This window comes from Pseudomonas sp. GM41(2012), from assembly GCF_000282315.2.
Classification (GTDB): Bacteria; Pseudomonadota; Gammaproteobacteria; order Pseudomonadales; family Pseudomonadaceae; genus Aquipseudomonas.
The window spans coordinates 403,296-415,245 of record NZ_AKJN02000008.1; the positions used below are offsets into that span (position 1 = coordinate 403,296).

Here is an 11,950-nt window from a genome sequence, read left to right on the forward strand (position 1 = left end):
TGAAATAGGGAAGGGCGCCATTCTACCTGTGGGGTCTGCTATGTAAACCGGCACTCCCGAGGTGGTTGCAGCTAGAATAGCCTCACATTTTTTTCAGGAGGTGGCCGATGCAGGCTCTCGACGCTTTGCTCAACCGTGTTTCCGTTCCACGACTGATAGAACCGGCGCCCACCGCAGAACAGCGTGAAGTGCTGTTTGGCGCCGCGATGCGAGCGCCAGACCATGGCCACTTGCAGCCTTGGCGCTTCCTGACAGTCGAAGGCGCGGCGCGCGAGCAAATGGGCGAGTTGCTGGCCGAAGCGGCGAAGCTGCAGGACAGTGAAGTGTCCGAAGCGGCGTTGGACAAGGCGCGTAACGGTCCACTGCGCGCGCCACTGGTGGTTGTGGTGATCGCCCGGTTGCAGGATCACGTTAAATATCCGAAAACCGAACAACGGCTGGCGGCGGGCTGTGCGGCTCACGGGATTTTGCTGGCGGCTTATGCGCAAGGGATTGGCGCGGTGTGGCGCACGGGTGAGCTGGCGTATTCGGCGCATGTGGCCAAGGGCTTGGGTTTGGCGGAAGGGGAAGAGGTGATTGCGTTTCTTTACCTTGGCACGCCGCAGAAAGAACCGCGCGTGGCGGAGAAAGTCGACCTGGCTGAATTCGTCAGCGCCTGGCCTTCCAAGGGCTGAGAGCGGTCGTTTGTGAGTGAGGGGTGAATCATTGCGATCCAGCCCTCACCCTAACCCTCTCCCGGAGGGAGAGGGGACTGATCGAGGTGTTCTTGGAGCGGCATCGACCTGAAAATCCGAGTTGAACTCAGGATATGAAATGCCCCCCGATCTGCTCCCTTTCCCCCTCTCCCCCGTGGGGAGAGGGCTGGGGTGAGGGGCGGATTTCAGAGCTGCACCATAGCCCCAGGCACCAACGGCAATTCGAGACTGGCGATAAACCCGCCCTCCGGGTGATTAGCCAACACCAGACTCCCGCCATGCCGTTCCGCCGCACGGCGCGCAATCGCCAATCCCAATCCATGTCCAGCCGCCGTCTGCCCCGGCGCCCGGTAGAACGGCTCGCCCAACTGACTCAAATGCGCAGCCTCTACACCCGGCCCATGGTCGCGCACACTGACCACAATCCGCTCACCCTGACGCATCGCCTGCATTTCAATCGATTGCCCCACCGGGTTGAACCGCTGAGCATTGCGCAGCAGGTTGTCGAGGGCGCGCTCGATCATCGTCGGCCAGCCTTTAAGGTTCAGCTGCGGCTCGGCCTCAAGGTGCACGTTCTGCTCCGGCGAACCCAATTGAGCATCCTTTTGCAGGGTGTTGAGCAGCGCATTGAGATCAACCTCTTCAGCGCTGGCGTTGTCGGCATCGACCCGCGCCAGAACCAGGATTTCGCTGATCAGCGCTTCCAGTCGGTCGCACTCCCGAGTGAGGCGCGGCCAGAGTTTTTGCCGTTCTTCAGGGTTGGCCCGCTCGGCCAGAGCCAGCGCAATGCGCAGCCGGGCCAGCGGTGAACGCAGCTCATGGGACACATCACGCAGCAACTGCCGCTGACTGCCGATCAAACTTTGCAGACGCGCGCCCATGCGGTTGAAGTCGTTGGCCAGCACGCCGAACTCATCGCGCCGGTTGGCCAGTTTTACCAGGCTGTTTTGTTGGTAGGTGGTTTGCCCCAGATCATGCACCGCGCCGCGCAAGCGGTTGAGTGGGCGAGTAATGGACATCGTCACGAACAGGCTGAACAAGGTCAGGACCACCAGCGCGATACCCAGCGCACTCAACGGCCAGAGCAGGCTTTCGCGGTGCCACGCGTCCAGCTCCGGGTGCGGAATTCGATAGATCAGCAGGTAGGTGTCGCCGGTTTTTTCGCTGGTGTACTCCGCGGTCAGACGACGCCACGGCAGGCGACGGTCGTCGTTGTTCTGTCGCGCTTCGAAGGCGGCCGCCCTGCGTGGGAAGGTGCCGCGCACCACCGGATCACCGCTCTCGTTGAGCACTTGAACGTCGATGTGATACTGGCGCTTGCGCTGTTCCAGAATGTCCTGGGCCGCGTCTTCACCCTGTGATTCGTAGGTTTGCGTCCACTGTTCGGCCAAAGTATTGAGGCCCGGATGGCGGCTGAGAATCCACGCGTCCTGGTTGAGCATGTGCCCCAGCAGAATGGAAAGCCCTGCAACCAGAGCGATGGCCAACCAGAAGCTGGCCAGAATACGCCAGAACAATGAGCGCACAGAAAATCCTCAGACAAACACAAATCCCATGTGGGAGCGGGCCAATGTGGCGAGGGGGCTTGCCCCCGTTGGGTCGCGAAGCGGCCCCGGCATTTCAAAGTCAAACAGGTTTACGACTGCTTCGCAGCCGAACGGGGCGGTGCGGCGTTCCGACAAGCCCCCTCGCCACACAAGCTCGTTCCCACATTGAACTGAATGGCAACAGACCCGACGGTGTTAGCCGTCGGGTCTGGGGGTTAACGCATTATTGCGCCTTTTGCGGCTGTTGCGCTTTCCAGGCCTTGAACTCGGCCCATTCGGCGCGACGCTCAGCCTGTTTTTTCTGGATCTCGTCGAATTGCTTCTGTTGATCCGGTTTCAGCAAGGCACGCACGTCGGCTTCGGCTTTCTTGTGGTTGGCCGCCATTTCATCTTTCATGGCCTTCTGGTCGGCTGGCGAGAGTTTCTCCAGGTACTTTTCGACCACTTGCTTACGCTCGTGCATCTGCTCGCCCATGATTTTGCGGATCTGCTCGCGCTGTTCGCGGCTCAGGTCCAGTTGGCTGTACGGGCCTTTACCGTGCATGCCGTGCATCTGACCGCCATGGCGTGAGCCGTCCATCGGGCCACCCATCGGGCCGGCACCTTCAGGCATGGCGGCCATGGCAACGGTTGGCAGGGCGGCAGCGAACATCAGAGCGATAAGAGTCTTGCGCATGGTGAATCTCCTTGTCTCGTTCCCGGTACGTTCCGGATGAGTACAGATTACGGAGATCAAGGTCAGCGGCGGTCAGCGGAGCGTAAAGCTTGGGTAAAGACGATTTCTCGCCGACCTGACAAAACTTACAGACATCGTAGGAGCACGGCTTGCCGGCGATGGCGTCCTTGAGATAGTCATCGCCGGCAAGCCGTGCTCCTACGGGGGAGATGTTCGGGATTAGAGGCTGTAGTAATAGCCGCGGCTGCGCAGGGCCACGATGCGTGGGCGACCGTCGGGGTGCGGGCCGATCTTTTTGCGCAGGTTGCTGACGTGCATGTCCAGGCTACGGTCGTACAACGTCAGTTTGCGGCCAAGGGCGATTTGCGCCAGTTCCTGTTTGTCCAGCGGCTCGCCGGGTTGCTTGAGCAGGGCTTCGAGCAAACGGCTTTCGGAGACGGTGAGGGTGAATTCCTGTTCATCGATGCTGACCACGCCACGTACCGGGCTGAAACACAGATCGCCCAGTTCGAGCTGACTGGAGACGGCTGCCGGATGACTGCGGCGCAACACGGCGCGCAGGCGGGCGGTCAGTTCCCGTGGGTCGCACGGTTTGGCCAGGTAATCGTCGGCGCCGAGTTCCAGGCCGAGGATGCGGTCCAGTGGTTCGCCGCGAGCCGAGAGCATCAGCACCGGCAAGTCCGGATGATCGCTGCGCAATTGCTTGAGCAGCTCCAGGCCGCTGCCGTCCGGCAGCATCACATCCAGCACCACGGCTGCCGGAGACGTTTCGGCCAGTGCGCGACGGGCGCTCTGACCATCGTGGCAGGCGCGGACGTGGAAGCCTTCCTGGCTCAGCCAACTGCTCAGGAGCTCGCACAGCTCCTGGTCATCATCAATTAATAACAGCTCGCTCATGACTCACTCAATTTAGCCATTGCCTACGTTTTCTGGTGGCACCACTGGCGAAGATACCGCAGAGCAGCGCCAATAGCGCTACCCCGGCGCCGATGACGAACCACTGTTGCTGGTCGGTCAATAGACGCGGCAGCGGGCTGCTGGCCTGGGTTTCCTTGAGTTGCAGCTTGAGGCGCTGATTCTCTTGGCGCAACCGGCTCAGCTGAGCGCTTTCGCGTTCGGCATCGGTATTTTGCAGTTGTTTACTCAGTTCTTCTCGTTGCTGTTCGCTTACCTTCAAGCGCTGTTGCAACTGGGTGATCTGGCTGCCGGCGCTCAGGGACAATGGCGTGGAACTACCGCCCTCGGCGCTTTCTTCACCGTGGGCAGGGGCCACAATCGACAACGTCACCAACATCAGACACAACGGACCTTTGCGCATCGCCACTCCTGATTCCAATACGAGTATTGGGCAGGTTGTCGGCCGGTAAACGAGAATAATGAGCGTTGAGAGCACGATGAACCGACAAGGTTCATCGTGCGGGGAGAAATTACGGGAGGACTTGCTTGAACGGTTTGACCGAAACGTTGGCGTAGACGCCTGCGGCGATATACGGATCAGCGTCGGCCCAGGCCTGTGCGGCGCTCAGGGAATCGAATTCGGCGACGATCAGGCTGCCGGTGAAACCCGCAGCGCCCGGATCATTGCTGTCGACCGCCGGGTGTGGACCGGCCAAAACGATGCGACCTTCACCTTTGAGCACTTGCAGGCGCTCAAGGTGTGCAGGCCGTGCGGCCAGGCGGGCTTCCAGGGAGTTGGCGACGTCTGTGGCAATGATTGCGTAAAGCATGTCAGTCCTCGGTTTTTGGCGTAGTGGTATCGGCGTCGTGCAGGTGGCGGGACAGGTAAATGCCCTGGCCGACCAGGAACAGCAGCGTCATGCCCAGGCTGCCGAAGACTTTGAAGTCGACCCAGTAGTCCTGAAAGGTGAACGCGACGAACAGGTTGGCGGCACCGCAAAACAGGAAAAACCCGATCCAGGCGATGTTAAGGCGAGTCCAGACTGGCTCCGGCAGGGTCAGCGCGTGGCCCATGATGCGTTTGATCAGCAGTTGCTCACCGACGAAGTGGCTGCCAATGAACGCCAGGGCGAACAGCCAGTTCACCACCGGGGCTTTCCATTTCAGGAAGGTTTCGCTGTGGAACGCCAGGGTCAGGCTGCCGAAGACCAGGCAGGCGATGAGGGTCAGCCACTGGCTCTTCTCCAGCTTGCGCTGCTTGATGAACAGCGTGCCGTAAACCACCAGGGAGCTGATGATCAGCATGGCGGTGGCGCTGTAAATACCGCCTACAGTCAACTCGTGACCGGCGATGTCGACGACCCGGGGATCGAGTTTGAAGACGATGAAGAACAGCAGAAGCGGGATGAAATCGATGAATTGTTTCACAGTGGCAGCCAGAAGCAGGATGTGGCGGCATAATAACAAACATATGGGCGCGCGATAGCGCCAGCTGATTTGAGGTAAAAAAGTCCTGTGAATGTTGATTTGCACTGCCATAGCACGGCCTCCGATGGCGCTCTCGCGCCTGCAGTACTGGTTGCGCGTGCGTTCGAGAAAGGCGTGCGAGTCCTGGCCTTGACCGATCACGACACCCTCGAGGGCCTCGACGAGGCTCGCAGTGCGGCGACCGCGCTGGGGATGCAACTGGTCAACGGCGTCGAATTGTCCTGCACCTGGGGCGGCGCGACCATTCACGTGCTGGGCTATGGTTTCGACGTCAACGCTGTACCGTTGGTCGAAGCCATCGCAAAATTGCACGATGGCCGCTGGTTACGGTCCGAAGAAATAAGCCGAAAACTGGCATTGAAAGGCATGCCGGGTGCGCTGGAAGGTGCCCGGGCGATCCAGCAGGAACTGGGCGACAGCGGCAACGCGCCGGCCCGTCCGCATTTCGCCGACTGGATGGTGCGTGAAGGTTTCGTCAAGGATCGCGCCGAAGCGTTCCGCAAATGGCTGGGCGCCGGCAAGCTGGGGGACGTCAAGCAACACTGGCCGACCCTGGAAGACACGGTCGAAACCCTGCGTGCCGCCAAGGCCTGGGTCAGCCTGGCGCATCCGTGGCACTACGATTTCACTCGCAGCAAGCGTCGCCGCCTGATTTCTGACTATATTCAAGCAGGGGGCCACGCAATCGAAGTGGTCAATGGCCATCAGCCCGCCGAGCAAGTGGGCAGCCTGGCGATTCTCGCCCGTGAGTTCGGTCTGCTGGTCAGCGCCGGCAGTGATTTTCATGGCCCTGGAGGCTGGTCCGAGATCGGTGAGTACCGCCCGCTCCCGGAGGATCTGCCGCCACTGTGGTGTCGATTCAAACATGACCCAATTATTGCCGCCGTCTGAACAGGTAGAGAATGTGAGTCAATTTTTCCAGATTCATCCGGAAAACCCGCAAGCGCGCCTGATCAAACAGGCTGTCGAGATCATCCGCAGCGGCGGGGTGGTGATTTATCCCACAGACTCGTCCTACGCCATTGGTTGCCAGATCGGCGACAAGAATGCCGTGGAGCGCGTGCGTCGGTTGCGTGGACTGGATGACAAGCACAACTTCGCACTGATTTGCAGCGACCTGTCGCAACTGGGGCTGTTCGCCAAGATCGACACCGGCCTTTTCCGTTTGCTCAAGGCCCACTTGCCGGGTCCGTATACCTTCATTCTCAACGCCACCCGCGAAGTCCCGCGGCTGTTGTTGCACCCGAAAAAACGCACCATCGGCCTGCGCGTGCCGAGCCATCCGATTGCCCTGGCGCTGCTGGAGGAACTCGGCGAACCGCTGATGAGCGTGACCCTGATCATGCCCGGCGAGACCGACCCGATGACCGATCCTTATGAAATGCGTCAGTTGCTTGAGCATCAGGTCGACCTGATCATCGACGGCGGTTTCGGCGGGATCAAGGCGTCCACCGTGATCAATCTCGCCGACGGCGAGCCGGAAGTGATCCGCGTTGGCTGCGGCGACCCGACGCCGTTCATGGCCGAGGCGTAGATGTCTGCAGTAGAACCCGTTGTCGACAGTCAGGCCGGAGCCCAGCAAGAGCTGCCCTTCGCGATGGTCTATGGCCAGGCGGTCATGGAAATGCCGCTGGACCTGTACATTCCACCGGATGCGCTTGAGGTCTTTCTCGAAGCCTTCGAAGGCCCCCTCGACCTGCTGCTGTACCTGATCCGCAAACAGAACATCAACATCCTCGACATCCCGGTGGCGGAAATTACTCGTCAGTACATGGGTTATGTCGAGTTGATGCAGTCGGTGCGCCTGGAACTGGCCGCCGAGTACCTGGTCATGGCTGCGATGCTGGCCGAGATCAAATCGCGGATGCTGCTGCCGCGTGCCGAAACGATCGAAGCCGAAGAAGACGACCCCCGCGCTGAACTGATCCGCCGTTTGCAAGAGTACGAACGCTTCAAGGCCGCAGCCGAAGGCATCGATGGCCTGAGCCGTGTGGGCCGTGACGTGGTAGTCCCCAAGCTCGACGCCCCGGAAGCCCGGGCACGCAAGCTGTTGCCGGACGTGCGTCTTTCAGAGCTGTTGTTGTCCATGGCCGAGGTCCTGCGCCGTGGCGACATGTTCGAAAGTCACCAGGTCAGCCGCGAGGCACTGTCCACCCGCGAACGCATGAGCGATGTGCTGGAGCGCCTCAAGGGCGGCGGTTTCGTGCCCTTTGCCGAGCTGTTCACCGCCGAAGAAGGGCGCCTGGGGGTGGTGGTGACCTTCATGGCGATTCTCGAACTGGTCAAGGAATCTTTGGTCGAGCTGGTGCAGAATGAGCCGTTCGCAGCGATCCACGTGCGGGCCCGAGCCGAATAACGAGTTGAATCATGAACCTGACTGAACCCCGCGAGCTGGCGCCACTGCTTGAAGCCTTTCTGTTGGCCTCGGGGAAACCGCAATCGCTTGAACGCCTGTTCGAACTCTTCGAAGAGGGCGAGCGGCCCGAGCCGCCGGTCTTCAAGAAAGCCCTGACGATTCTCGCCAAGTCCTGCGACGGTCGCGCCTTCGAGCTGAAGGAAGTGGCTTCCGGGTACCGCTTGCAGATTCGCGAAAAGTTCTCGCCGTGGGTAGGACGTTTGTGGGAAGAGCGGCCGCAGCGCTATTCCCGCGCCATGCTCGAAACCATCGCGCTGATCGCTTATCGCCAGCCGATCACCCGGGGCGAGATCGAAGACGTGCGGGGCGTGGCGGTCAACAGTCACATCGTCAAAACCTTGCTGGAGCGCGAGTGGATCCGCATCGTCGGCTACCGCGACGTGCCGGGTAAGCCGGCGATGTTTGCGACTACCAAGGCCTTTCTCGATCACTTCAACCTGAAAAACCTCGACGATTTGCCACCGCTGGCCGAATTGCGCGAGCTTGAGCCTGATCCAGTGCTCGATTTCGACGACGCGCCGGTGCCTGCCGCACTGCAAGAGTTGGCCGACGCCAGCGCCGAGCCGGAAGAGCCGAAGGAAGAAACCAGTTTCCACACCCTGTTGCTGGAACTGGACACCATGGAGGAGGGGCTCAAGACCGACTTCGACGATCTGTTGCGCGATGGCGAGGTGACCGGCACCGAAGAGATCCTGGATCAGCCCGAGCCTGAGCCCGAGCCTGAAATCGAGGTTGAACTTCAGGTCGAGCCTGAAGCCACAGTCGAAGAAGAGCAGGAAGAAGAGCAGGAAGATGATGTGCTTGGCGTTGCCGAAGCTCGCGAGAAACTCCTGGCCGCTGTCGCCGCCCTTGAACAACACAAGCCCGAGCCCGAGTTGACCGACGAAGAAGCCGAAGCCCGGGCCCTCGCCGAAGCAATCGAGGCCGAACGCCGCGCATTCGAAGACGATTAACCTCCTGATCGTTCCTACGCGTTGGAACGGTCTTCAAAAACTGTAGGAGCCGAGCTTGCTCGCGATAGCGGTCTTCCTGTCACTTTGATGTTGTATGTGCCGACGTCATCGCGAGCAAGCTCGGCTCCTACACAAGCCGGTCGGCGGAAAAACAGGTAAGTCGCCATTGATCAGCTAGTCTCTGATGCGCGAACGCTCCCATGAGCGTATGATTCCCGACCCTTCGGCGATCCCTTCGCCAAGTACCCAGTTTTACAGACCACACCGGGAGGTGCCCAGATGAGTATCAACGACCAGAAAGACGACCAGGAAATCGGCCCAGCGGGCGAAAAGCTGCAGAAAGTCCTCGCCCGTATCGGCGTCGGCTCGCGCCGTGACGTAGAAGCCTGGATCAGCCACGGCCGCATCAAGGTCAATGGCAAAGACGCCACCCTCGGGCAGCGCGTCGACATGCACGACGCCATCACCATTGATGGCAAGGTGATCAAGCGCGAAGAAGCCGCCGAGTCGGTACGCCGCGTGATCATGTACAACAAACCGGACGGCGAAATCTGCACCCGCCTTGATCCGGAAGGTCGTCCGACCGTTTTCGACAAGATGCCGCGCCCGAAAGAAGGTCGCTGGATCAACATCGGTCGTCTGGACATCAACACCACCGGTCTGCTGATGTTCACCACCGACGGTGAACTGGCCAACCGCCTGATGCACCCTTCCTACGAAATGGACCGTGAATACGCGGTGCGTGTCCGTGGCGAAGTCGATGACGAGATGATCGAGCGTCTGAAAGCTGGCGTCGTCCTCGAAGACGGCCCGGCCAAGTTCACCGACATCAAGCAGGCGCCAGGTGGCGAAGGTTTCAACCACTGGTACCACTGCGTGGTGATGGAAGGTCGCAACCGCGAAGTCCGTCGTCTGTGGGAATCCCAGGGCCTGGTGGTCAGCCGTTTGAAGCGCGTGCGTTTCGGTCCGGTGTTCCTCAACTCCGACCTGCCGATGGGTCGCTGGCGCGAAATGAGCCAGTACGAAGTCGACATTCTGAGTGCTGAAGTCGGCCTGACCCCGGTGGCCATGCCGCAAATGAACGCCAAGAGCAAAGACAAGCTCGATCGCATGCAGCGTAAATCGTCGCGTCCGATGGGCAAGACCGAGCGCGTGCGTTCGTTGCGTCCAGCCATCGGTAACCAGACCGCTGCTACGCCGCGTGATACCCGCGAACCGCATATCGAAGGCGAGCGTCCAGCCCGCAAACCAGCGGCACCTCGTGCTGACGGCGAGCGCGGTCCACGCACGCCACGTCCGGCCAATGGTCGCACCGAACGCGGCGAAGGCCGCGGTGCGCCAAGCGGTGGTCGTAGCGATCGCGGTGCTCCAGCCGGTCGTGGCGAGTCTCGTGGTGAGTCGGGTCGCGGTACGCCCGTGGCAGACCGTCCTTCCGACACCAAGCGCCCGGCCAAGGCACCGGCGAAGAAGCGCCCAGGCATCGTTCTGGTCGACAAGGACGCGCCATCGGGCAAACGCCGTGGTGCACCAGCCGGTTCGGGACAGCGTCCGGGCTTCGGTCGCCGCAAGCCTGAGTAATCGGTAAGCGCCCCATAAAAAACGCTAACCTTCGGGTTGGCGTTTTTTTATGTCTGATTTTAAGTAAGGTGGTGACTGTTCGGGCCTCATCGCGAGCAGGCTCGCTCCCACAGTGGACCGAAATGTCAGGGAGGAACGCGGTTACCTGTGGGAGCGAGCCTGCTCGCGATGAGGCCCATAGCGGCACCGCCTACTTTGTGGCTAAAACACAAACCGCCCATCAAACACCGGCTCATCATCCAGCGCCAACACGCCGCTGGAGAAGAGCAGGTCCAGATGATGACTACCCTTCGCGCCACCGCCCAATCCCAGATGCAGCCCGCAATGGCGCTCCTCAAACCCGGCATTGCGCGCATACAGCGTCTTCACGCCTTCGTTGGTGCCGATCCCCAACTCCTCAATCCGTCGATTGGATGGATTGGCCTCCAGGTACTTGTTGAAGTCATGTTCCAGCCCTGGCACTTCGGTGGCGATTTTGCTGATGGTCGAGTTCTCGATCCACAACTCCAGCGGCGACTCCAGCACCCCGTATTTGCGGGCAAATGGAATGGTACTGAGAAAAGTCCCCATGAACTTGACCCTGCCGTTAATGGCTTCGCTGTGCGTGGCAATTTCACCAGGTGCCAGATCGAAGTTGCCGACACCGTTGATGTCGGTCCACTTCTTGATACTGCTCAACGGTGTTTCGAACCACGAGCCGTGATCATCTTTGAAACTTAGCGTGGTGGCATGGGACATGCGCTGGATCAAGTGGCTGTTCAACCCGGCAATGCGCTGCGGGGTGACACTGAACGTGTCGTAGAAGTAATCGCCGTAATCCTTGAACAGCAGCGACTTCTTCCAGTTCTCGGCCATGACGCCTTGCAGCGCGCGGACAAAATCCGGGCCGTCGGGGCGTGGGTTGGGCAGGGTGGAAGAGTCGTAGAAGAAAATGTACAGATCGCTGTCGGCAATCGCCTGGGCCAGCAATTCCGTGGGTTCCAGATCCAGTCGCATTGCGCTGAAACTGAACCGTGGGCTGTCACTGATCTGTTCGGCGATGGCGCTCGTCAGTGCCTGGTAATCAGCCGTGTGGCCGAGCAAGACCTTCGCCGGGTTGATGCCGGCAAGGGCAGGGTGATGTTCGAGGTAGTAAAGGAAATGCGAAATGGCGCGTTGCTTATCCATGTAGTCCTCCCTGACAAACCGAAAAAAAGTGGCAGGCACAACCGGCCGGATGGTGCCTGCCGGGATGTCTTACAGAGGCCACATCGCCGTGCCGAACGGAACAACCGCATCGGCTTGCATCATTTCAACGGCGGCGTCATGGGTCGGTGCTTCAAACCAATCGTCCAGTTGCAGTTCAGTTTCCAAGTCTTTTTCAAGTGCTTGCATTGTGAATCTCCTAGATGACTTTTTCGGTAAGTGCTGCGGCGCGTTTTCAGTCATTGAACAACCCGCCAACTTGCTGATCGATGCGTCTCGGCAAGTCGCTGAAAACCTAGTTCACAGGTTTTTAAATTGCAAAAAAATAATCAAATAAGATTTATTTGAACTTTTTATTCTGTTTTTCATTAAGCAATTTGTTAATAAAAAACAAAAAACTAACTCGACCTTTCCCTACGGAAACGTCCTACCGTCAATTTGCAGTCAACCTGACGTCAGATCTGATTCGGCAAATTTACGTTACGGCATGTAAAGAAATACTGACGAAATCAAGC

Annotated in this window: 14 protein-coding genes; 6 read left to right on the forward strand and 8 right to left on the reverse strand. The window is 59.6% G+C overall.

The genetic code is table 11. The features are described from left to right. Positions 1–107 precede the first annotated feature (107 nt). On the forward strand, positions 108–674 hold the full coding sequence (locus tag PMI27_RS06480) for an NAD(P)H nitroreductase (RefSeq protein WP_008156135.1): 567 nt from the start codon (positions 108–110) through the stop codon (positions 672–674). A gap of 206 nt (positions 675–880) precedes the next feature. Here the strand turns inward: PMI27_RS06480 and PMI27_RS06475 are convergent, their stop codons facing one another. The 6 genes from PMI27_RS06475 to PMI27_RS06450 form a co-directional block, all read right to left on the reverse strand. Then, positions 881–2,221 carry a sensor histidine kinase gene (locus PMI27_RS06475; RefSeq protein ID WP_008156134.1) on the reverse strand — a complete coding sequence of 447 codons (1,341 nt, stop codon included), beginning with the start codon at positions 2,219–2,221 and terminating at the stop codon, positions 881–883. A 244-nt stretch (positions 2,222–2,465) separates the two neighbouring features. Then, positions 2,466–2,918, reverse strand: coding sequence for a Spy/CpxP family protein refolding chaperone (locus PMI27_RS06470; RefSeq protein ID WP_008156131.1), 453 nt, complete (start codon positions 2,916–2,918; stop codon positions 2,466–2,468). Positions 2,919–3,137: 219 nt separating this feature from the next. Then, positions 3,138–3,815 (reverse strand): response regulator transcription factor, encoded by a 678-nt coding sequence (locus tag PMI27_RS06465; protein ID WP_008156129.1) that lies wholly within the window; start codon positions 3,813–3,815, stop codon positions 3,138–3,140. Between the two features lie 7 nt (positions 3,816–3,822). Beyond that, complete coding sequence (locus PMI27_RS06460; RefSeq protein WP_008156128.1) at positions 3,823–4,236, reverse strand: hypothetical protein; 414 nt, start codon at positions 4,234–4,236, stop codon at positions 3,823–3,825. Between the two features lie 109 nt (positions 4,237–4,345). Beyond that, the gene (locus PMI27_RS06455; protein WP_008156126.1) at positions 4,346–4,645 is read right to left on the reverse strand and encodes a YciI family protein; all 300 of its coding nucleotides are present in this window, start codon (positions 4,643–4,645) and stop codon (positions 4,346–4,348) included. A 1-nt stretch (position 4,646) separates the two neighbouring features. Further along, positions 4,647–5,243: a septation protein A gene (locus tag PMI27_RS06450; protein ID WP_033053479.1), complete on the reverse strand. Its 597-nt coding sequence runs from the start codon at positions 5,241–5,243 to the stop codon at positions 4,647–4,649. 87 nt (positions 5,244–5,330) lie between these two features. Between PMI27_RS06450 and PMI27_RS06445 the strand changes: the two genes are divergently transcribed. From PMI27_RS06445 to rluB, 5 genes are all read left to right on the forward strand, one after another. Next, positions 5,331–6,194: a PHP domain-containing protein gene (locus tag PMI27_RS06445; protein WP_033053481.1), complete on the forward strand. Its 864-nt coding sequence runs from the start codon at positions 5,331–5,333 to the stop codon at positions 6,192–6,194. A 13-nt stretch (positions 6,195–6,207) separates the two neighbouring features. Next, positions 6,208–6,837: an L-threonylcarbamoyladenylate synthase gene (locus PMI27_RS06440; RefSeq protein WP_033053560.1), complete on the forward strand. Its 630-nt coding sequence runs from the start codon at positions 6,208–6,210 to the stop codon at positions 6,835–6,837. After that, positions 6,838–7,659, forward strand: coding sequence for a segregation and condensation protein A (locus PMI27_RS06435; protein WP_008156118.1), 822 nt, complete (start codon positions 6,838–6,840; stop codon positions 7,657–7,659). 11 nt (positions 7,660–7,670) lie between these two features. Next, complete coding sequence (scpB, locus tag PMI27_RS06430) at positions 7,671–8,672, forward strand: SMC-Scp complex subunit ScpB (RefSeq protein WP_008156115.1); 1,002 nt, start codon at positions 7,671–7,673, stop codon at positions 8,670–8,672. A gap of 279 nt (positions 8,673–8,951) precedes the next feature. Then, a complete protein-coding gene (gene rluB / locus PMI27_RS06425; protein ID WP_008156114.1) occupies positions 8,952–10,250 on the forward strand; it encodes a 23S rRNA pseudouridine(2605) synthase RluB in 1,299 nt (432 codons plus the stop codon). Positions 10,251–10,451: 201 nt separating this feature from the next. On the opposite strand, the gene PMI27_RS06420 is transcribed toward rluB, so the two are convergent. Further along, entirely contained in the window at positions 10,452–11,417 is a 966-nt protein-coding gene (locus tag PMI27_RS06420; protein WP_008156112.1) for a hypothetical protein, read from the reverse strand. A gap of 69 nt (positions 11,418–11,486) precedes the next feature. Continuing rightward, positions 11,487–11,624 (reverse strand): hypothetical protein, encoded by a 138-nt coding sequence (locus PMI27_RS31910; protein ID WP_008156111.1) that lies wholly within the window; start codon positions 11,622–11,624, stop codon positions 11,487–11,489. Positions 11,625–11,950 lie beyond the last annotated feature (326 nt).